We start from the raw sequence: 20,816 nt of genomic DNA, 5'->3' as shown, positions 1-20,816 counted from the left end.
GCGCAGCCCGCGACGCGCATCACGTCCGGCCCACGCCGACCGCAGGCAGGCTGACACCGAACGACAGCCCGGCAAGCCCCTGTTTCCGCACCGGTTTCCTGCCACGCCGGGTGCCATGCGCCGTCGTCTTGCTGCATTGCACGACGGCCATCCGGATCGCCGCTCCTAAAATTACATCTGAAACCAATTCCGCCTATCGACGAGAACACCGTCCAGATGAGCATCGCCGCAAGCTTCGAGATCGAATACCTCCAGTACCTGGGGCCCGACGGCACCCTGGTCCGCCCCGACCTGCCCGAGGCCGGGCGCGACATCGCCCGCCTGCGCGAGCTGTTCAAGCAGATGCTGTTCGTCCGCACCTTCGACACCAAGGCGATCGCCCTGCAGCGCACCGGCAAGCTGGGCACCTACGCCAGCTGCCTGGGCCACGAGGCCACCCATGTCGGCATCGGCGCCTCGATGCGCACCGGCGACGTCTATGCGCCCAGCTACCGCGAGTACGGCGCCATGTTCATGCGCGGGGTGAAACCGCGCGACGTGCTGATGTACTGGGGCGGCGACGAGCGCGGCAGCGACTTCGACCGCGACAGCGATGCACGCATCGACTTCCCGTTCTGCGTGCCGATTTCCACCCAGTGCCTGCATGCGGCCGGCGCGGCGCTATCCTTCAAGCTGCGCAAGCAGCCGCACATCGCGGTGAGCACCTGCGGCGACGGCGGTTCGTCGAAGACCGACTTCTACGCCGCGCTGAATTCCGCCGGCGCCTACGAACTGCCGCTGGTGCTGGGCGTGATCAACAACGGCTGGGCGATCTCGGTGCCGCGCAGCGCGCAGACCGGCGCGCAGACGCTGGCGCAGAAGGGCCTGGCCGGCGGCCTGCATTGCCTTCAGGTGGACGGCAACGATCTGATCGCCGTGCTCGAGGGCATGCGCCGCGCCAGCGAGCGCGCCCGCAAGAGCCAGGGCGGCACGGTGATCGAGTTCGTCACCTACCGCCTGTCCGACCACACCACCGCCGACGACGCGCGCCGCTACCGCGACGATGCCGAAGTGAAGGCCGGCTGGGCGCGCGAGCCGATGACCCGCCTGCGCACCTGGCTGACCGCGCAGGGCGCCTGGAGCGAAGCCGACGAAGCCGCGTGGAAGGAAGAGTGCGGCGCGCTGGTCGACGAAGAGGTCAACGCCTACCTCAACACGCCGGTGCAGCCGGTCGAGGCGATGTTCGACTACCTGTACGCCGACCCGCCGCCGGAACTGCTGCAGCAACGCGCCGCCGCGATCGCCGCGGAGGGCCGCGCATGAGCGCCGTGATGGAGAACAAGACCGTGGCGAAGACACAGAACGCCGAGACCGTGGCCGCCCCGACGGCGATCACCCTGATCGAAGCCATCACCCAGGCGCTGGCCTGGGAGATCGCGCACGACGAATCCGTGCTGGTGCTGGGCGAGGACGTGGGCGTGAACGGCGGCGTGTTCCGCGCCACCGCGGGCCTGCAGCAGAAGTTCGGCCCGGAGCGCGTGCTCGACACGCCGCTCGACGAGACCACCATCGCCGGCCTGACGGTCGGTCTGGCCGCGCAAGGTATGAAACCGGTGGCCGAAGCGCAGTTCGACGGCTTCGTCTATCCGATGGTCGACCACATCATCTGCCACGCCGCCCGCCTGCGTACCCGCACGCGTGGCCGCCTGCACTGCCCGATGGTGCTGCGCGTGCCGTGGGGCGGCGGCATCCGCGCGCCGGAACACCACAGCGAGGCCAACGAGGCGATCTTCACCAACGTGCCCGGCCTGCGCGTGGTGATGCCGTCCTCGCCGCAGCGCGCCTACGGTCTGCTGCTGGCCGCCATCCGCGACCCGGACCCGGTCATCTACATGGAGCCCAAGCGCATCTACCGCCAGTACAAGGAAGTGGTCGCCGACGACGGCGAGGCGCTGCCGCTGGACGTGTGTTTCGTGCTGCGCGACGGCACCGACGTGACCCTGGTGACCTGGGGCGCACAGGTGAAGGAAGCGCTGGAAGCCGCCGACAAGCTGGCCGGCGAAGGCATCAGCGCCGAAGTCATCGACGTGGCGACGCTGCGTCCGCTCGACTTCGACACCATCGCCGAATCGGTGGCCCGCACCGGTCGCTGCGTGATCGTGCACGAAGCACCGCGCACCGCGGGCTTCGGCGCGGAGATCGCCGCGCGCCTGGCCGAGCACTCGATGTACGACCTGCTCGCTCCGGTCGAGCGCGTCACCGGCTACGACACCCATATTCCGCTGTTCCGCCTCGAGATGAAGTACCTGCCCAGCGTCGACAAGATCGTCGCGGCGGCGAAGCGGGCGATGGCGAACGGCTGACCGCGCGTCGGTCCACGAAACGACTTACGAAGAGACCTTCCGAATGAGCGAGAGCAAGACCTTCCACCTTCCCGACCTGGGCGAAGGCCTCCCGGACGCGACCATCGTCGAGTGGTTCGTCAAGGAAGGCGACGTGATCCGGCTGGACGAACCGCTGGTGTCGATGGAGACCGCGAAGGCCGTGGTCGAAGTGCCGTCCCCGGTGTCCGGCAAGGTGGTGAAGCTGGCCGGCGCGGCGGGCGACGTGGTGGTCACCGGCAGCATGCTCGCCGTGTTCGAACCCGATGCCAACCTGCCGCAGCGCGCAGAAGGCCAGGACACCGGCCACCACCACGGCCCGCCCAAGGAACAGGCCGCGCCGCCCGCAGCTGCGGCTTCCGCACCGGCGGCAAACGACGGCGGCGAGCGCGACGACGCCGGCACCGTGGTCGGTGCCATGCAATCGTCCAACGCGGTGCACACCGAGCAGGCCATCGCCGTCGGGGGCGTCAAGGCGATGCCGGCCGTGCGCGCGATGGCGAAGAAGCTCGGCGTGGACCTGACCCGCGTGCGTGCGACCGGCGGCGATGGCGCGGTCACGATGCAGGATGTGAAGCAGGCGGCCGCCGACGGATCCAATCTGCTCCCCTCTCCCGCCGGGAGAGGGGTCGGGGGAGAGGGTGCGCAGCATCCCGTCGCTAGCGCTCGTACCGAACCCTCATCCGCCCTTCGGGCACCTTCTCCCGAGGGGAGAAGGGAAGATCAGCGCACTGCGCTGTCGGCCAGCGGCAAGCCGATGCGCACGCAGCCGCCGGGCGTGTCCGTCAGCGGCCAGCCCGAACAGCTCAAGGGCGTGCGCCGCAACATGGCGCGCGTCATGGCCGACGCCCATGCCAGGGTGGTGCCGACCACGCTGAGCGACGACGCCGACGTGCATGCCTGGACGCCCGGCAACGACATGACCGGCCGCCTGGTCCGCGCCATCGTCCGCGCCTGCAAGACGGTGCCGGCGATGAACGCCTGGTTCGATGGCGACAAGCTGACCCGTACGCTGCATCCGCATGTCGACATCGGCATCGCCGTGGATACCGACGACGGCCTGTTCGTCCCCGCGCTGCGCAATGCGGACCTGCTGGAAGCCAGCGGCGTGCGCGAAAGCATCAACCGCCTGCGCGCGCAGGTGGAAGACCGCAGCATCCCACCGTCCGAACTGACCGGTTACACGATCTCGCTGAGCAACTTCGGCATGTTCGCCGGCCGCTACGCCACCCCCGTGGTGGTGCCGCCGTGCGTGGCCATCATCGCCGCCGGCCGCGCCCGCCACCAGGTCACGCCGGTGATGGGCGGCTTCGAATCGCACAAGGTCATTCCGCTGTCGGTGACGTTCGACCACCGCGCCTGCACGGGCGGCGAAGCGGCGCGCTTCCTCAAGGCCTTGATCGACGACCTCGCGTTGCCGCACTGACCGTGCGCCAGGGCATCCGGTGAGCGGTGCGTAGCATCGGCCGCTCACTCACGCCCTGCACCGGACGCGCGGGATGAGGGCAACCTCAGACCGCGAAGCGTGGCAGGATGCCGCGGTGATCCCACCGCAGGAGTCGCCATGAGCCACCGCAGTCGCCTCGCCGGTTTCATCATCGACAGCCAGGTCGACGACCTGCCCGCGGCTTCCGCGTTCTGGAGCGCTGCGCTCGGCCTGAAGGTCACGCACCCGGACGATGGCGGCCTGGGCATCTACGACAAGTTCGAGCCCGGTCCGGGCGGCCTGCATATCGAAGTCCAGAAGGTGAAGCACGAAGCGCGCGTGCACCTGGACATCGAGACCGACGACATCGAGGCCGAAGTCGTGCGGTTGGAAGCGCTCGGCGCCAGGCGCGTGCAGCACGTACGCAACCGCTGGTGGGTGATGGAAGCGCCCACCGGCCATCGCTTCTGCGTGGTGCCGATGGACGAGGACAGCGCGCGGGACACGCCGAACCGCTGGCCCTGACCGCATCAGCGGCTGAGGATGGCCTGCTCGCTCCAGAACGTGAGCAGGCGCGCCAGCCCCGGCGACGATGGGACGTGCTCGTCCAGCCACGGCGCGTCGCGCTTCCATTGCGCCTGGCTCAACTGCTGCACCACGGTCTGCGGCGCGTCCGAGAACCCCATGTGCCAGCGCTGGAACCGGCGGGCCTCGACCCTGCCCTGCTCGAGGATTTCCAGCCGGTGATGCTGGCTGGCCCGCGTGATCCGCGCGTAGATCTGCTCCACGTCAGGGCGCGCGCCTTCAAGGTACTGCACGAACTGCTGGTCCCCGTACAGCAGCACGCCGGTGACGTTCGCGAGTTCGTTGTTGATGCGCGCGTCCAGCAGCAGGATGTCGAGGTCGGACGCATCCAGCGGGCGCGTGGCCTGGCTCTGGTAGACCAATGCGTGGTGAGGCGTCATGGCAACGACCGCGAAGACAACAAGGATGCGCAGCATAGCGCGCACCACCGCATCAGCGGTGCGAATGCGTGCGGTTATTTGCGCTCGGCGTCGCTGCGCGCGCGCGTGGCCTCGAACTCCGAGCCCTCCCGCCAGTGCGGCCACGTCGCGCCGTCGGCGATCTCGCGACCCAGCGCATAGAGGATCTCCACGTCCTGCGCCTGACCACGCGCATCCCATCCGTCGGTCCAGGCATCGCACGGCTGGTGGTAGCACTTGGCGAAGTAGGCATCGCGCAGGGCCTTGCCGCCAGCGACGCCGCCCTCCACGCGATCCAGGCCTGCGCCGACGGTGATCGCCGGAACGCCAGCGCGCGCGAAGGCGAAATGGTCGGCACGGTAGAAGAAGCCCGCTTCCAGGTTCGGGTCCGGCGAGTACGTCCGACCTTGCGCCTCCGCCACGCGTTTCAGGTCGCCTTCCAGCGACACGCGCCCGTTGCCCCACGAGGCGATGTCGTGGGTGGGGCCATCGGGGCTGAGCATTTCGATGTTCAGCACGGCGGCGGTCTTCGCCAAGGCGGTGAGCGGATTCGCCGCGTAATACGTCGCGCCCTGCAGGCCTTTCTCCTCGGCCGTCAGTGCCATGAACAGCAGCGTGCGTTGCGGACGCGGGCCGGCGGCGAACACCCGCGCCAGCTCGATCACCGCAGCCACCCCGGTCGCGTTGTCGACCGCGCCGTGCCGCACGGCGTCGCCAGCCGCGTCGGGTTCGCCCACACCGAAGGCATCCCAGTGCGCGGAATAGATGACGGTTTCGTCGGGGCGCTGCGCACCCTCCAGCCGACCGATGACGTTGCGCGTGACCACCTGGTCGCGCTTCACCGCGAACGCGGCGGACAAGGTGGCATCGCCCAGCGCCACCGGCGTGAACGCCTCCGTCTGCGCACGGCGCTTCTCCGCATCGAAATCCAGCCCCGCGCGCTTGAACAGCGACACCGCGAGGTCGCGCTGCATCCAGCCCCGCAGCAGGGTGTGGTACTCCGCCGCGTCCGGTCGCGGGATATCGAACACCGCCGACAGGCCGGAGGCGCGCACGGTCGCCCAGCCGTAGGCGGCCGGCGCCGTTTCATGGACGATCAGCACGCCCGCAGCGCCCTGGCGCGCGAGCTCCTCGTATTTGTAGGTCCAGCGGCCGTAATAGGTCACCGCACGCCCGTCGAACGCACCCGGCGCATCGGTCTCGAAATCCGGATCGTTGACCAGCACCACCGCGACCTTGCCGCGCAGGTCGACCTGTTTGAAGTCGTCCCAGTCCCGCTCCGGCGCATCGACGCCATAACCGACGAAGATCAGCGGCGCGTCGGTGACGGCGACCCTGTCGACCGGACTCAGGCTCTGCAACACCACGTCCTCGCCATTGGCGAGCGCCTGGGTAGCGCCATCGACGTGCAGCGACGCGCGCACAGGACCGTCCACCTGCGCGCGCACCAGCGGCACCGCCTGCGTCCAGCCGCCTTGTTCGCCACCGGGTTGGACACCCGCCTTCTTCAAGGCGTCGACGATGTAGGCGATCGTCTTTGTCTCACCGGGTGTCGCCGGCGCGCGGCCTTCGAATTCATCCGAAGCCAGCACTTCCACATGCTTCGACAGGTTGTCGGCGCTGATGCCGCCGCCGGGGATGTCCGCGGCGAAAGCGGGGGCCATGCCAAACGACAACAGCAGCAACGGGAAAGAGCGCTTCATGGGAATCTCGATCTGATGCGATGGACGTCGCCAGTCTAGAGGATGGATGTGGGAGCGACGTCAGTCGCGATGACGGATCTTTGGCTCTTCATCGCGACTGACGTCGCTCCCACAAACGAAGATTCATGGACCTGCGGGATTCACGGCCGCCCACGATCCAGCCACACACCCAGGCCCTGCGCATTCAACTCGATGTCCATCGCCAGGATGCGTTCGACGTCTTCGTCCGCCAGCGGGACCTGCAGGGCATGGGCGCGTTCCAGGTAAAGCGCGGTCAGTCCGGCCGTCAGGCAGCGGTGCCGGTCCGCGCGACCGTCGCAGCTGTCGGCGATCGCCACCATCGCGTCGATCTGTTCGTACAGCGATTGAGCGAGACGCGGCACGTCGCCGACGCGGCCGTAGTGGGTCAGGTACATGGCCTCGGGCGCGCGCGCGACCATGCGCGCGATGCTGGACTTCAAGGCCTCGGGCTCGAACTGCACCGGCGTGGTCGTGGGCAGGATGAAGGCGCCCTGCGGGCCATCCAGCTCCCGATAGGACAATCCGAAGGTGTCGCCGGTGAACCAGCTGCGGCTGCGCGCATCCCAGATACAGTGGTGATGGCGCGCATGGCCCGGCGTATCGATGCATTCCAGCGCGCGACCGGCCAGCATCACTGTTTCGCCATCGGCGACGATGCGCACGCGGGACTCGGGCACGGGCTGGATGCTGCCGTAGCTACGCTGCATTTCCTCTTCGCCATAGACGGCGGTGGCACCGGCGATGAGCTTTTCCGGATCGATGAGGTGCGGCGCGGCGCGCGGATGCGCGACCAGCGTGGCGTTCGGCAGCTGCTGCATCAGCAGGCCGGCTCCGCCGGCATGGTCCAGGTGCACATGGGTGACGATGAGCAGGTCGACGTCGGCGGGCGTGATGCCCGCCTGCTGCACGGCCGCCAGCAGGAGCGGGACGGAATGGTTCGTGCCGCAGTCGACGAACGCGCCGCGCCCGTCCTCGACGATGAGGTAGGCGGCGTCGAAATGGTCGCGCTGGAACGCGGTGTCGATGGTGTGGATGCCGTGGAGGCTCATCCGCGGACCTGTGTGGGGACGGATGGACCGATTCTAGTCCCCGCGTCGCGCCGGCACGACCCGCCTTTGGTGGAACACGCTGTCCCCGCGGCTCAGCCGCGCGACAGCCACCAGCCGCGCAGCGGCACCGCCAGCGTCAGCACGAACAGGAAGGCGCCGTACGCCACCAGCGTGGCCAGCACCTGCTTCCAGATCGCGCCCGTACCGACATCGGATGCGCCGAGGGCATAGCCCCACTGCATGCCGATGAAGCTGAGCACGAAGGCGACCGCGAGCGCGGCCAGGTCGAAGCCCTTGCGGCGCGCCGTGCGCGGCTGTCGCGGGAACAGCCAGAACAGCGAACCCAGCAGCAGGAACCATGGAAAGAAGAGGATAACCGCCAGATACGGCATGGCTCAGGCCTCCGCCGCGCGCAGCGCGGCCAGCGCCGCCAGCACATCGCCGACGGGCACCTGCAGGACGATCTCCGGCGTCTCCATCGCATCCGCCTGCTCGGCCTGCTTCAGCACGCCGATCAGCTTGCCGGCGTCCTTCGGCGAATCGAAACCGTTGCTCTGCACCAGCACGTTGCCTTCGGCATCGACCAGCTTGAAGTAGAACCGGCTGTCGGTGTCGCGGTACTGCTTGAACACCGGCAACGCGGCCTTCGCGGCGACCTGGGTGTCCACTACCGGCTGCTGCGACAGGTCGCGCAGGCCCACGGCGTGGCGCAGTTCCGCCAGCAGCGGCGCGGCATAGCGCTCGCGCAGGCGGCGCGCGCCATCGCGCAGGATGGCCTCGATGTCGGCCGGCTTCGCCATCAGCGCTTCGTACTTCTCGCGCAGCGGGGTGATCTCCGCATCGATGCGCTCGAACAGCTGCTGCTTGGCGTCGCCCCAGCTGATGCCGTCGGCGAACTTCTGCGCGAACGCGCGCGTTTCGTCGGCGCTGCCGAAGGCCTGGTACAGCTGGAACAGCGCCGAACCCTCGGTGTCCTTCGGCTCGCCGGGGTCGCGCGAGTCGGTCAGGATCGAGAACACCAGCTTCTTCAGCTCCTCGCGCGGCGCGAACAGCGGGATGGTGTTGTTGTAGCTCTTGCTCATCTTGCGCCCGTCGAGCCCGGGCAGCGTGGCCACGTTGTCGTCGATCAGCGCTTCCGGCAGGGTGAAGTACTCCTTGCCGTACACGTGGTTGAAACGCTGGCCGAAGTCGCGCGCCATCTCGATGTGCTGGATCTGGTCGCGGCCCACCGGCACCTGGTGCGCGTTGAAGATCAGGATGTCGGCGGCCATCAGCACCGGGTACATGAAGAGGCCCGCGCTGACGCCGGCATCCGGGTCTTCGCCTTCGGCGTTGTTCTTGTCCACCGCGGCCTTGTAGGCGTGCGCGCGGTTGAGGATGCCCTTGCCCGCCACGCAGGTCAGGAACCAGGTCAGCTCGGTGATTTCCGGCACGTCGCTCTGGCGGTAGAACCACACCTTGTCCGGCTCCAGCCCGCAGGCCAGCCAGGTCGCCGCGATCTCCAGGGTGGAACGCTGGGTGCGGGCGGGATCCTGCGCCTTGATCAGGCTGTGCAGGTCGGCCAGGAAGTAGAAGCTCTCCGTGTCCGCGGCACGGCTGGCGGCCACGGCCGGGCGCACGGCGCCGACGTAGTTGCCCAGGTGCGGCGTGCCCGAGGTGGTGATGCCGGTAAGGACGCGGGTGGTCATGTGCGAAGCGGGGGAATGCGGGAAAGCGGCCAGTTTACCGGCTGGGGCCGGGCGATGCCGGCACCGGGCCTGCGACACGGCGTCGCAGCCGGGCCCTGCTGCCGGCTTAACCGGTCGCGGCCACGCCTTTCATGGCAACCCCGTTTCCGCCCACGGCCCGTTTCCAGCATCGTCCCCACCTGGAGAACGGACATGCTGCATCGGATCCTCGCTTCCCTGGCCACGCTGGCGTTGCTAGCGGCGTGCGCCCCCACCCAGGCCCGTCCACTGGTCGATGTCAGCGTGGTCGACCGCGACAGCGGCGAATGGCTGTCCCAGTACCCGCATCGGGGCGACATCTGGGTCGCCGGCGCGCCCGGCCATCGCTACAGCGTCCGTCTGACCAACACCACCGACGAACGCGTGCTGGTGGTGCTGTCGATCGACGGCGTCAACGCGATCACCGGCCAGACCGCGCACCCGTCGCAGGCCGGCTATGTGCTCGAACCGTGGCAGACCACCGAGATCAATGGCTGGCGCAAGTCGATGCAGGACGTGGCGCAGTTCGTCTTCACCGATCTCGGCGACAGCTACGCCGCGCGCACCGGCCGGCCCCGCAACGTCGGCGTGATCGGCGTGGCCGCCTTTCGCGAGGCTCGTACCTATTACCCGCAGTACTCGCCTCCGCCGATCGCGCGGGGGCGGCTGGAGAAACGCGGTGAAGCGAGCGACGCCGCCGCGGCACCTGCGGGCGCATCGCGCGCCATCGCCAATGAAGAATCCGCCCGCCAGCAGAGCATCGGCACCGGCCACGGCGATCGCGAATGGGCGCCGACCTCGCGCACGGGATTCGAGCGCGCGACACGGCAGCCCGAGCAGGTGAGCGAAGTGCATTACGACGAACGCCGGCGTCTCGTCGCGCTGGGCATCCTGCCGCGCCTGCATGGCCCGGTCTGGCGCGAAGACGCGCCGAACGCCTTCCCCGGCGGCTTCGTCACCGATCCGCCGCGCAGGTACTGAAACGGAAAAGCAGACGGGCCGCACGAGGCGGCCCGTCCTGCTCGGCGCGGCGTCGGCCGGTCAGTGGTTCATGGATTTGTCGGAACGCAGGGTGCGCTGGAAGTCCTCGACCTCGGTGTGCGCGCGATCGCGATCGTAGCCATACCGCTCCTGAAGCCTGCCTTCCAGGTATTCGGCGTTGCCTTGGGCCACCTTGAAATCGTCGTCGGTGAGATCGCCCCACTTCGCCTGGATCTTGCCCTTCAGCTGCTTCCAGTTGCCGGCGATGATGTCCTGATTCATGGTTTCCTCGCTTGTTTCGCGGCAGGGGGCGCCGCACACACAGGATCGCAAGCGCAGCGTTCTCATCCGATCAAGCAGGCGTCAACACGCCATTAGGAAACGCTGAACCATTCAGGCGCATGACGGCGCGTTCGCGGCGATGAACGCGCAAAAAAACGGGCCGCGATGCGGCCCGTTTTCTGATCGGACACCCGGCGCTTACTTGCCCGAGGAATCCTCGACCTTCTCGCCCACCTTCTGCACGTCCTTGCCGAACCCCTTGACGGTGTTGCAGCCGGACAGCACGGCGATGGAGAACAGGGACAACAGCATCAACGCGACGAAACGCTTCATAAGCGACTCCTGTGGACAGTACCGACGATCCGGGGCTCGGGCAGGCCGGCGGACCGGCGTGCTGCCCCACCCGCGCAGTCTGATTCAAGCACACTGGCTGCCGGCTGACCAAACACGATGGCCGGAACGCGGAAGGGCCGGGAGTGACCCGGCCCTTCCTGCAACGGAACCCCTCGGGGCCCCGGCATCACACATGGATCAGCACTTGCCGTCCTTGCAGTCCTGCGCCTTGTCTTCGACCTTTTCGCCGACCTTCTGTACGTCCTTGCCGGCGCCCGCCATGGTGTTGCAGCCGGACAGGACGGCCGTCGAGAACAGGGCCAGCATCAGCAGGGTCATCGCACGCTTCATGTGTCATCTCCTGGTGGAAAGGGGTGCCGCCGCAGGTGCGTCCCACGCCGCGGCGGCGTGTGCGATCACCTTCGACGCGGCGCCGTATAGGCCGCGTGAAGCCTCCCCCGGTCCGTTCAGTCGCAGTTTTCCCTGCGGCGACGGCGTCAGTCGCGCATCAGCGTGGACTTGCCGAACAGGCTCTCCACCAGGTCCACCGTCAGCTTGGCGGTGCGGTTGCGCCGGTCCAGCACGGGATTGAGTTCGACGATGTCCAGCGAGCCCATCAAGCCGGTGTCGGCGATCATCTCCATCACCAGCTGCGCCTCGCGGTAATTGGGGCCACCCGGCACGGTGGTGCCGACGCCCGGCGCGATGCTCGGGTCGAGGAAATCCACGTCGAAACTGACATGCAGGTGGGTGTCGGCGTCCAGGCCTTCCAGCGCGGCCTCCACCGTGCGCTTCATCCCGACCTCGTCGATGTAGCGCATGTCGTACACGTCGACCTTGTGGTCCTTGATCAGCTTCTTCTCTTCCGGATCGACCGAACGGATGCCGATCTGCCGGACCATCGACGGCGTGATCGCCGGGCCGTCGCCGCCGAGTCGGGTCAGCGCGTCCGGACCGATGCCGCACAGGCAGGCCACGGGCATGCCGTGGATGTTGCCCGACGGCGTGACCTCGCTGGTGTTGAAGTCCGAATGCGCGTCGAGCCAGAGCACGCGCAGCTGCTTGCCGGCCTGGCGGCAGTGCCGCGCCACGGCCGTGATCGAACCCATCGCCAGGCAGTGGTCGCCCCCCAACATGATCGGCAGGCGCCCGCGCGCCAGTTCGGCCGCCGTGGCGTCCATCACGGCGCGGTTCCAGGCGACGACTTCATCGAGATGCCGATAGCCTTCGACCGGCCCCGTCCACGGATTGGCCGGGCCCTGCACATTGCCGGTATCCACGACATCCACGCCGCGCGCCAGCAGCGCTTCCCCCAGGCCGGCGATACGCAGCGCATCGGGCCCCATGCGGGCACCACGGTGGCCGGCGCCGACATCGGTGGGCACGCCGATCAACGACACGGGCGGAAAGGCTCGACTCATGGGTACGTCCGGCGGAAAACAGACGCACAGTCTATGCCGACGGCGGTGACGGCCCTGTGGCATCGCAACACGCGGGGCACGGCACGGAGCGGGAAACTGGTGCCGCTTATCCGAATCGAACGGATGACCTACCGCTTACAAGGCGGTTGCTCTACCAGCTGAGCTAAAGCGGCGTGGGCGGCAATTCTAGCGCAGCGCCGTGCATTCGAGCGGCTGCGGCGCGGCACTGGACGCGCGCCGGGCCAACGCTGCCGGATCCGCGCCTTCCGTTGCGCCCGCATCCAGCCACCACAGGCTGGGTCCGGCGCGCCCCACGGGCTGCAGCTGAGCGGTGAAGCCGCCCGCCTGCAGTTCGGCAAGCCGGCGCTCGGCCGCGTCGCGGCTGCGGTAGCGCCCGAGCGCGATGCCGTTGGCCTGTTCGCCCTGGCGCACGACCAGGAAATCATCGAAACCGGCCGCACCGATCCGCGCCGCGGTGGCCTGCGCCTCTTCCAGCGAGGCGGCCGGTGGCATCACCACCTGGTACCCGCTGGCGCTCGCGCCCGGCGCTTCGCGCAGCTGCACGCGCAGCAGATCGGCACCGAGTGCGTCCTTGGCCTGGGTGGCCGCGGCGTCGCTGGTGAACGGCCCCAGGCTGAAGCAGACCGCCGGAAGACGCGGCACGGCGGCGGGCACGGGCGAAGGCGCGGTCGACGCCGTCGGGGCGTCCTCGCCCACCAGTTGCAGGCGCGCCACGCCCGCCGGCAGTTCCGGAGGGGGGGCGGGTTCGGGTGCAGGTCGGGTCAGCCACCAGGCGGCGGCGCCCAGGTTCAGCACCACCAGCAGGACGATCAGGGCACGGATCAGCATGGGTCGATTCTAGCCAGCCCGGCTCAGCCGTCGATACCGGCACGCGCCCAGCGCGCGAGACCTTCCAGCACCAGCCCGGGGGCAAGCGTGGCGTCCGGCAGCCATGGCCGGAGCGCCTCGGCGCCGCCGCCATGCAGCAGCAGGCCCGGTCGGATACCCAGCCGCTCGCCCGCCTGCGCCAGGCTGCGTTCGATCAGGCCCAGCGCCGCGCCGTCGCAGCCGGATGCCAGCGCATCGGGCGTGTCGGTGGCGAACTCCGCGTACACGCCGCCTTGCGCCGGCAACTGCGCGGCCGCTTGTTCCAGCGCGGCGCGCATCAGGGTCGGCGACGGCGCGATCCGTCCGCCGTGATGCACCCCCTGCGCGTCCAGCAGGTCCACCGTCAATGCCGTGCCTACGCCCACCACCAGCCACGCTTGTGCGCCGCGTGCACGCGCCGCCAGCAGGCCGAGGAAACGGTCCACGCCCAATCGCGCGGGGTCCGCATAGGCGATACGGACGCCCAGCAGCGCAGGCTGCGTGCGTGCGATCGAGATGCTGTCGAACCGGGTCGCGAGCCAGTCCACCACCGCGGCCGTGCGCGCGGCCGATGCCACGCTGGCGACGATGGCCGATGCCGAACGCGTTGCGGCCTGCGGCAACGCCGCGTCGAGTGCGGATGCGATGCCGCCTTCTCCATGCGGCACCGCCACCGCCTCGCCGAGCCTGCCGTCCGCATGCAGCGGCGCGGCTTTCAGGCGACTGTTCCCCACATCGAACACCCACTGCGTCATGTCGCCCTCACGCTGACATCGCCGGCGTGCACCCGCCGGCGTTCCGTACCGATCCTGACCTGCAGGGCGCCATCCTCGCCGATGCCTTCCGCGGTGCCGTGCTCTTCGCCCTGCGGCCCATGCACGGTGACCGTGCGACCGGCCAGCACGTCGAGCGCGGCATAACGCGCGAGGAACGGCGACAGGCCCTCGGCATCGAAGATATCCAGTGCGGGCAACAGCGCGTCCAGCACGCGGGCGGCGATCGCATTGCGCGACGGGGCGTCACCTCCGCCCAGCATCGCGAGATCGGTCCATGCCTGTTGGATGTCCCCGGCCGCCGTGTCCGGCATGCGCACGTTGATGCCGATGCCGATCACCGCGCGTACCGGCCCGCCATGTTCGCCCCCGCCTTCGACGAGGATGCCGCCGAGCTTGCGATCGCCGGCCAACAGATCGTTGGGCCACTTCACGCCAACGCCGTCGTAGCCCGCCTGCCGCAGCGCCTCGGCGACGGCCACGCCGACCACCAGGCTGAGACCGCCCAGGCGCGCCAAGCCGCCGGAGAACTGCCGCGACACCGACAAATACACGTTGGCCGCGATCGGCGATGACCAGTGCCGTCCGCGCCGGCCGCGTCCGCCGGTCTGCTGTTCGGCGAGCAGAACGTCGACGCCCTGCGCAGGGGCCTTCCGACGCAGCAGTTCGCTGTTGGTCGAATCCAGGGACCACGCGACGTCGAGCGTGGACACCGCGGCGGCGTGCCGCATCTGCGCGCGCATGCGCTCGGCCTCGAGCAGTTCGACCGGGAACGCCAATGCGTAACCGCGGCCCGGCTGCGCATCGATGCGGACACCGCCTTCGCGCAGGGTTTCGATGCGCTTCCACACCGCGGCGCGCGTCTGGCCGACAGCGCGCGCGAGCGCATCGCCGGACACCGGCCCTTGCGCGAGACGCTGCAGCAGGTCGCGTTCACCCGTCATGCGCGACGGCGCCAGAAACGCACGCGCTCGAACCGGGACTCCGTGCCCGCACGCAGGCGCTGCAGGTTGACGCGGTGCGTGAACAGCACCAGCAGTGCGGCCGCTGCGGCGAAGATCTGCGTGGAGGCTTCCGCGCGCAGCCACACAGCGAGCGGCAACAAGCAGGCCGCGGCGATGATGGACGCCAGCCCCACGTAGCCGCTGCCCACCAGCACGCACACCCAGACGAGGAACAACGGCAGCAGCGCGATAGGCCACAGGACCGCGACGCCGCCCAGCAACGTGCCGACGCCCTTGCCACCGCGGAACCCGTGCCAGAGCGGCCACACGTGGCCGACGGCAGCGGCGGTCACCGCCAGCCACGCAACCGCGCGCACCGGCAGCGGCCCATCCGTCGGGGCGAATCGCAGCGCGAGCCACGCCGCCAGCGCGCCCTTGCCGATATCGATCACCACGACGCCCAGCGCGAACTTCGCGCCCTGGGTGCGGAAGGCATTGGTGCCGCCGGCATTGCCGCTGCCCTGGGTGCGGATGTCGACGCCGCGCAGACGGCCCAAGGTGAGGCTACCGGACACCGAACCGAGCAGGTAGGCCGAAACGATCAGGAGGATGAGGACGAGCATGACCCCATTATGGGCCACGGCCCACCGTGCTCAGGCGGCCGGTGCCGGTTGCACGGCGACGATCAGTGCGCCCTGCCCCGCGTGCGCGCCGATGGCCGCGCCGGTGTCGACCAGGCGATCCTCATCGAGGTCGAGGCGCGTGCGCAGCGCGGCCAGCAACCGTTCTGCCTCCGGCCGCGCATCGCAGTGGCCCACGATCAGCCGCCAGCGCTGGCCGTCCGGCAAGGCGCGTGCGACACGACGCGCGAAGGCTTCCGGTGCGTTCGCCCGCGTCAACAGCAGGCCGGCCACGACCATGCGACCGTCGGCGCTCATCTTCGCCATCGGCGTCAACGCCGTCAGCCGTGCGATCGGTGCGGCCCAACGCGGAATGCGCCCGCCGCGCACCGCGTGCGAGATATCCGGCGCGATCGCCCACATCAGGGTGAGCGGACGAAGGCGTTCCAACTCCGCCACCACGTCGGATTCGCCCTGCCCCTGCGCCGCGAGCTCGGCCGCGCGCCAGACCAGCAGCGCCTGGCCGCACGCCGCGTTGACGGTGTCGAACACGCGTACGCGTGCGCCCGGGTCGCGTGCGGCCGCATGTTCGCCCGACTGCAGCGTGCCTGACAGCGCGCGCGACAGGCCGACGTACAGGACGCGTGCGTGATGCGCGAGCGAGAGCTCGAACTGGCGACGGAAATCGCCCGGCGGCGGCTGGCTGGTGCGCGGCAACTGCCGCGAAGCCGCCATGCGGCGATAGAACTCGGCCGTCGACAGCCCCACCTTGTCCAGGTAGTCGCGGCCGTCCAGGTCCACGCGCGCCGGCACCACGCCGATCGCATACCGCTCGCCGATGTCCTCCGGCAGGTCGGCCGCACTGTCGGTGACGATCATCAGCGATTGGGTCAGCGCGGCGGCGGCCTGCTGGCGGACCATGTCGTCCGCCTTCATGCCTTCCACCTGGCCCTGCGCCGCGCAGGCGTCGAACAGGGCCTGCGGCGATCCGGTGTGCGCGTGCACGCGCAGCCGCGATGCGCCCCCGGCGATGACGATGGAATCCGCGCCCACGGCCTCCAGTGCGGCACGCAGGCGCTGCCGGTCCAGCCCTTCTCCCAGCAGTAGGCATTCGGTGCACCAGCGGTGCGCCGGATCGATGTCGTGTTCGTGGCCGAGCGGCTCGGCGGCGTCGTTCGCGGCCGGCGGCGCGCTGCCGCGCATGCGCACGGCGCGCGGCCCGCCTTCGACGAACTCGGCGATGCCTTCGAGCAAGTCGACGAACCCCTGCGCACCGGCATCCACCACCCCGGCCCGCTGCAGCAGCGCCATCTGTCGCGGCGTATCGGCCAGCGCACGGCGCGCGCGGTCCAGGGCGCGGGCGAAACCGCTGCGCGCATCGACGGGCGCATCATGGTCCGCGGCCGCGGCATCCAACTCGTCGGCGAACGCGGTGATGACACTGAGAATGGTGCCCTCCACCGGCTGCGCCAACGCCTGGCGCGCGCTCTGCGACCCCTGGCGGACGGCGGCGGCGAGGGAGCGGGCGTCGAGCTCCGGCAGGGTGCGTACCCGCTCGGCGACGCCGTACAGGAACTGGGCCAGGATCGCCCCCGAATTGCCGCGCGCGCCATCGATGGCGTCGTTGCCGACCCGGCTGAGCAGGTCGCCGGCATGCTGGCTTGGGCGGGACAGCGCCCCGTGCAGCACGCTGGCCAGGGTGGAGGCGAGGTTGTTGCCGGTGTCGCCATCGGCCACCGGGAAGACGTTGATCCGGTTCAGCCCATCGCGTGCGGCGATGACGCGGCGGGCGCCCGCGATCAGCGCCAAGCGCAGGGCGGGGGCGGTCAGCGGGCGGTCCGGCGGGACGGGCATGGGGCGCCAGTCTGCCGCAACCGGCGCCCGCCCCCTGCTGCGACGCAGCAGCCGGTCGGCGGGTTCCCTCGTTCCGTCGCCGTGTATCGGCGTTTCGTCGCACGGCCGCCCCGGTCCATGCCGGGGAGGGGCCTTTCCGGCTATAGTCGGCGGTGTCATCTGGCCGCCGTAACCGACCGACAGGAGTCTACCGATGCTTCGCGCCAGCCTTGCCCTGCTGCTCCTCGGTGCCTCGGCGGCCGTGCTCGCCCAGAACGGGCGCAGCATGCCCAATGGCAACGCCACGGTCTGCCAGGATGTCGCGGAGCGCGCCGTCGCGGACCGTCCGGGCGATGCCGTACCGACGGCAACGGATGCGCGCCGTGCACGTGCCACGGCCGTGCGCAGCAAGTACGCCGCCCCTACGGCGCTGACGCCGCCCGCGTCGCGCGGTGGCGGCGATGACGATGAGACCCCCCTGCCGCGCAGCCGCGGCTCCAAGTGGCACAGCTTCCTGCCGGGCATGTTCCGCTGACGCGGACCGTACCGACCCGTGATTGGATTGCTGCGCCGCTTGCGGCGCCCCGCCCCCTTCATCGAAGACGCCCTGTGGCATGCCGTGCGCGCGGACACCGCGTGGACCGCCGCGCTGGATGACGCTCGCGCGGATCGCCTGCGCGCGCTGGCGGCGCGATTCCTGCACGAAAAGACCATCACCCCGCTGGCCGGTCTCGCGCTGGGTGACGCCCAGCGCGTGCAGCTCGCCGCCCTGTGCAGCCTGCCGTTGCTCGAGTTCGGCGAGCCGGGCCTGCGCGGCTGGTCGCAATTGATCGTCTATCCGGACGCGTTCCGCGTGCAGCGTACGCACACCGATGCCGCCGGCGTGCTGCACGAGTGGGAAGACGATCTCTCCGGCGAAGCCTGGGACCAGGGCCCGCTGATCCTCTCCTGGGCCGACGTGCAGGCGGACCTTGCGGAACCCGACGCCGGCTTCTGCGTGGCCGTGCACGAGATGGCGCACAAGCTCGATGTGCTGGATGGCGAACTCGATGGCACGCCGCCCCTGCCCCGCGAGTGGCACGCCCGCTGGGCGAGCGACTTCCAGCGCGCCTACGACGACTTCTGCATGCAGGTGGACCTGGGCCGCGAGACCGCGCTGGACCCCTACGCCGCGGAAGCGCCGGAAGAGTTCTTCGCCGTCACGACCGAGTACCACTTCTCCGCACCCTCGGTGCTGGCCGAATCGGTGCCGGCAGTCGCGGACCACCTGCTCCGGTTCTACGGCCCCTCGCCGTTCGCGTCCGCCGGCTGAGCGCTAGAGTCCCGGCGGTAGTCGGACTTCGAATCGGGCGCCGCCGAGTTCGTCCGAACGCAGCACCTGCAGTTCGCCGCGGTAGTCGCGGATCAGGTCCTGCACGATCGACAGGCCGATGCCGTGGCCCTGCACGCGTTCGTCGCCGCGTACCCCACGCTGCAGGACCTTGGCGATATCGTCCTCGGCGATGCCCGGGCCGTCGTCGTCGACCGCGAGGAAAAGCCCCGGCCGGCGCTGCGGCGCGGTCGCGCCCACCTTCACCGTGAGCAGCACGCGCGAGCGCGCCCACTTGAACGCATTCTCCAGAAGGTTGCCTATCAGCTCCTGCAGGTCGCCCGTCTCGCCGTGGAAGCGTGCGCGCGGATCGATCTCGAATTCGCAGATCACGCCCTTGCCGGCGTAGACCTTCTCCAGGCCACGCACGATCTCTTCCGCATGCGGCTCGATCGGCACCGGTGCCGAGAACAGCTTGTGGCCACTCGAAGCCGCGCGCGCCAGCTGGTACGAGACCAGGTTGTTCATGCGCTTGAGTTGCACGTCCACTTCCTCGCGCAACGCGGTGGGATCGGCGTTGTTGTCCATCTGGGTGCGCAACACGGCGATCGGCGTCTTCAGGCTGTGGGCCAGGTCGGCGAGCGTGTTGCGCTGCCGCTCCAGGTTCTCGCGCTCGCTCTCGATAAAGGCGTTGATGCTGTCGGTCAGCGGTTCGAGTTCGCGCGGATGGCTTTCGGTCATGCCCGAGGCTTCGCCGCGCTGCACGCGGCTGAGTTCGAAGATCACCCGCCGCAGCGGCCGCAGGCTCCAGCGCAACACCAGCATCTGCAACAGCAGCAGGATCACGCCGGCGCCGCCCAGATACACCCACAGCGAACCGCGGAACACGCGGATCTGCGCGCTCAGCGCCTGCGCGTCCTCGAGGATGTAGATGCTGTAGGGGATTTCGCCGTGCTGGTGGGTCGCGGGCCAGGCGTAGCCCACGCCGTAACGGTAGGCCTCGCTCTCGGTGCCGTCGGCGCGACGGATCGGCAAGGGACCTTCGAACGATTCGTCGAGCGCACCGAGCAGCTGCGGTACCGGGAGTTCGGGCCCCAGCGTGGAGTTGGAGCCCCACGGCGGGGTGCCCTGCAGCACCACCTGCGCGTACATGCCGCTGTCGGGCATGTCGAAGCGCGGGTCGGGCGTGTTGTAGGGCGGGATCAGCGTGCCGTTGCGGCCGAACTCCACCTTGTCGGTGTAGTAGAGCGCATAGCTCTTCAGTCGCTGGCGCAGATTGTCTTCGGCGGTATCGACGAACGCGCGGTCCAGCGCATAGCCGGCGAGGGCGAGGAAGGCGAGCAGCGCCAGGCTGGCGGCCAGCAACTGGCGCGCGCGCAGCGAGCGCGGGCGCCAGCCGTCGAACCGGTCACGGCCGACGGGCGCGGGCGGCGTACCGCCGGAAGGTGGCGCGGGCATTCAAGTGCAGGCGATGCCGGCGCGGCGCATCAGGCCTCGCCGGTACGCGGGATGGCGAAGCGATAGCCGCGACCGCGCACGGTTTCGATCGGCTTCAGTTCGCCTTCCGGGTCCAGCTTCTTGCGCAGGCGACCGATGAAGACTTCGAGCACGTTCGAATCGCGGTCGAAATCCTGCTGGTAGATGTGCTCGGTGAGGTCTGCCTTCGAGACCAGTTCGCCGGCGTGCATCATCAGGTACTCGAGCACCTTGTACTCGTAGCTGGTCAGGTCGACGTTGCTGCCGTTGACGCTCACGGTCTGCGCGGCGAGGTCCAGCGCGACCGGACCGCACTCGAGCGTCGGCTTGCTCCAGCCGGCGGCGCGGCGCAGCAGCGCGTTGACGCGCGCCAGCAGCTCTTCGACGTGGAACGGCTTGACCAGATAGTCGTCGGCGCCCTGCTTCAGGCCCTCGACCTTGTCCTGCCAGCTGCTGCGCGCGGTCAGGATCAGCACGGGGAACTTCTTGCCTTCGTCACGCAGCGCCTTGATCAACTCCATGCCCGACATCTTCGGCAGGCCCAGGTCGATGATGCCAACGTCGAACGGCACCTCGCGTCCCATGTAGAGGCCTTCCTCGCCGTCCTGGGCCGCATCCACCGCGAAGCCTTCGCGCTTCAGGCGCGCGGCGAGGGTTTCACGCAGAGGGGCTTCGTCTTCGACCAGCAGGATACGCATGGACTCTCCTTGGGAATGCGGCGCGGCGTAT

Annotated in this window: 22 protein-coding genes, 1 tRNA gene and 1 pseudogene; 7 read left to right on the top strand and 17 right to left on the bottom strand. The window is 69.5% G+C overall.

The window, feature by feature from the left end:
• Positions 1 to 216: 216 nt before the first annotated feature.
• From pdhA to BLT45_RS03895, 4 genes are all read left to right on the top strand, one after another.
• The gene (gene pdhA, locus BLT45_RS03910; protein WP_093295426.1) at positions 217 to 1,302 is read left to right on the top strand and encodes a pyruvate dehydrogenase (acetyl-transferring) E1 component subunit alpha; all 1,086 of its coding nucleotides are present in this window, start codon (positions 217 to 219) and stop codon (positions 1,300 to 1,302) included.
• Between the two features lie 8 nt (positions 1,303 to 1,310).
• Positions 1,311 to 2,342 (top strand): alpha-ketoacid dehydrogenase subunit beta, encoded by a 1,032-nt coding sequence (locus BLT45_RS03905; RefSeq protein WP_093298475.1) that lies wholly within the window; start codon positions 1,311 to 1,313, stop codon positions 2,340 to 2,342.
• Between the two features lie 43 nt (positions 2,343 to 2,385).
• A complete protein-coding gene (locus BLT45_RS03900) occupies positions 2,386 to 3,786 on the top strand; it encodes a dihydrolipoamide acetyltransferase family protein (RefSeq protein WP_093295423.1) in 1,401 nt (466 codons plus the stop codon).
• 138 nt (positions 3,787 to 3,924) lie between these two features.
• Positions 3,925 to 4,311, top strand: a complete 387-nt coding sequence (locus tag BLT45_RS03895) for a VOC family protein (protein ID WP_093295420.1) — start codon at positions 3,925 to 3,927, stop codon at positions 4,309 to 4,311.
• Between the two features lie 5 nt (positions 4,312 to 4,316).
• Here BLT45_RS03895 and BLT45_RS03890 read toward each other — a convergent pair whose 3' ends face one another.
• From BLT45_RS03890 to BLT45_RS03870, 5 genes are all read right to left on the bottom strand, one after another.
• On the bottom strand, positions 4,317 to 4,751 hold the full coding sequence (locus BLT45_RS03890) for a BLUF domain-containing protein (protein WP_175455715.1): 435 nt from the start codon (positions 4,749 to 4,751) through the stop codon (positions 4,317 to 4,319).
• Between the two features lie 74 nt (positions 4,752 to 4,825).
• Positions 4,826 to 6,472, bottom strand: a complete 1,647-nt coding sequence (locus tag BLT45_RS03885; RefSeq protein ID WP_254771783.1) for a M28 family metallopeptidase — start codon at positions 6,470 to 6,472, stop codon at positions 4,826 to 4,828.
• 140 nt (positions 6,473 to 6,612) lie between these two features.
• Positions 6,613 to 7,542, bottom strand: a complete 930-nt coding sequence (locus BLT45_RS03880) for an MBL fold metallo-hydrolase (protein ID WP_093295414.1) — start codon at positions 7,540 to 7,542, stop codon at positions 6,613 to 6,615.
• Positions 7,543 to 7,634: 92 nt separating this feature from the next.
• Positions 7,635 to 7,934 (bottom strand): hypothetical protein, encoded by a 300-nt coding sequence (locus BLT45_RS03875; RefSeq protein ID WP_093295410.1) that lies wholly within the window; start codon positions 7,932 to 7,934, stop codon positions 7,635 to 7,637.
• 3 nt (positions 7,935 to 7,937) lie between these two features.
• Positions 7,938 to 9,230: a tryptophan--tRNA ligase gene (locus BLT45_RS03870; RefSeq protein WP_093295407.1), complete on the bottom strand. Its 1,293-nt coding sequence runs from the start codon at positions 9,228 to 9,230 to the stop codon at positions 7,938 to 7,940.
• A gap of 192 nt (positions 9,231 to 9,422) precedes the next feature.
• Here BLT45_RS03870 and BLT45_RS03865 point away from each other — a divergent pair, with 192 nt between their 5' ends.
• A complete protein-coding gene (locus tag BLT45_RS03865) occupies positions 9,423 to 10,229 on the top strand; it encodes a hypothetical protein (protein ID WP_093295404.1) in 807 nt (268 codons plus the stop codon).
• Positions 10,230 to 10,289: 60 nt separating this feature from the next.
• On the opposite strand, the gene BLT45_RS03860 is transcribed toward BLT45_RS03865, so the two are convergent.
• From BLT45_RS03860 to BLT45_RS03815, 10 genes are all read right to left on the bottom strand, one after another.
• Entirely contained in the window at positions 10,290 to 10,511 is a 222-nt protein-coding gene (locus BLT45_RS03860) for a CsbD family protein (RefSeq protein WP_093295401.1), read from the bottom strand.
• Between the two features lie 198 nt (positions 10,512 to 10,709).
• Complete coding sequence (locus BLT45_RS03855) at positions 10,710 to 10,844, bottom strand: entericidin A/B family lipoprotein (RefSeq protein ID WP_093295398.1); 135 nt, start codon at positions 10,842 to 10,844, stop codon at positions 10,710 to 10,712.
• Between the two features lie 198 nt (positions 10,845 to 11,042).
• Positions 11,043 to 11,195, bottom strand: a complete 153-nt coding sequence (locus BLT45_RS03850) for an entericidin A/B family lipoprotein (protein ID WP_056879413.1) — start codon at positions 11,193 to 11,195, stop codon at positions 11,043 to 11,045.
• A gap of 146 nt (positions 11,196 to 11,341) precedes the next feature.
• Positions 11,342 to 12,265, bottom strand: coding sequence for an arginase (gene rocF, locus BLT45_RS03845; protein ID WP_093295393.1), 924 nt, complete (start codon positions 12,263 to 12,265; stop codon positions 11,342 to 11,344).
• 97 nt (positions 12,266 to 12,362) lie between these two features.
• Positions 12,363 to 12,438 (bottom strand) — tRNA-Thr (locus BLT45_RS03840).
• 13 nt (positions 12,439 to 12,451) lie between these two features.
• Entirely contained in the window at positions 12,452 to 13,114 is a 663-nt protein-coding gene (locus tag BLT45_RS03835) for an SPOR domain-containing protein (RefSeq protein ID WP_093295392.1), read from the bottom strand.
• Positions 13,115 to 13,137: 23 nt separating this feature from the next.
• A complete protein-coding gene (locus BLT45_RS03830; protein ID WP_093295389.1) occupies positions 13,138 to 13,887 on the bottom strand; it encodes a type III pantothenate kinase in 750 nt (249 codons plus the stop codon).
• Positions 13,884 to 14,849: a bifunctional biotin--[acetyl-CoA-carboxylase] ligase/biotin operon repressor BirA gene (gene birA, locus BLT45_RS03825; protein ID WP_093295386.1), complete on the bottom strand. Its 966-nt coding sequence runs from the start codon at positions 14,847 to 14,849 to the stop codon at positions 13,884 to 13,886. The genes BLT45_RS03830 and birA overlap by 4 nt, the downstream gene beginning before the upstream one ends.
• The gene (gene plsY, locus BLT45_RS03820) at positions 14,846 to 15,472 is read right to left on the bottom strand and encodes a glycerol-3-phosphate 1-O-acyltransferase PlsY (protein ID WP_093295383.1); all 627 of its coding nucleotides are present in this window, start codon (positions 15,470 to 15,472) and stop codon (positions 14,846 to 14,848) included. Before plsY ends, birA begins: the two co-directional genes overlap by 4 nt.
• Positions 15,473 to 15,502: 30 nt before the next feature.
• A complete protein-coding gene (locus tag BLT45_RS03815) occupies positions 15,503 to 17,323 on the bottom strand; it encodes a DegV family protein (RefSeq protein ID WP_139187910.1) in 1,821 nt (606 codons plus the stop codon).
• 193 nt (positions 17,324 to 17,516) lie between these two features.
• Between BLT45_RS03815 and BLT45_RS18065 the strand changes: the two genes are divergently transcribed.
• Both BLT45_RS18065 and BLT45_RS03810 read left to right on the top strand, forming a co-directional pair.
• Entirely contained in the window at positions 17,517 to 17,837 is a 321-nt protein-coding gene (locus BLT45_RS18065) for a hypothetical protein (RefSeq protein ID WP_139187908.1), read from the top strand.
• Positions 17,804 to 18,614 (top strand): annotated as a pseudogene (locus BLT45_RS03810) (M90 family metallopeptidase). Before BLT45_RS18065 ends, BLT45_RS03810 begins: the two are co-directional and overlap by 34 nt.
• A gap of 3 nt (positions 18,615 to 18,617) precedes the next feature.
• On the opposite strand, the gene BLT45_RS03805 reads toward BLT45_RS03810, so the two are convergent.
• Positions 18,618 to 20,069, bottom strand: a complete 1,452-nt coding sequence (locus tag BLT45_RS03805) for an ATP-binding protein (RefSeq protein ID WP_093295377.1) — start codon at positions 20,067 to 20,069, stop codon at positions 18,618 to 18,620.
• Between the two features lie 29 nt (positions 20,070 to 20,098).
• A complete protein-coding gene (locus BLT45_RS03800; protein ID WP_056879339.1) occupies positions 20,099 to 20,785 on the bottom strand; it encodes a response regulator transcription factor in 687 nt (228 codons plus the stop codon).
• Positions 20,786 to 20,816 lie beyond the last annotated feature (31 nt).

This window comes from Pseudoxanthomonas sp. CF385, assembly GCF_900104255.1.
GTDB lineage: Bacteria > Pseudomonadota > Gammaproteobacteria > Xanthomonadales > Xanthomonadaceae > Pseudoxanthomonas_A.
Note: the sequence above shows the minus strand (reverse complement) of the source record. Positions and strands in the feature narration are given on the sequence as shown.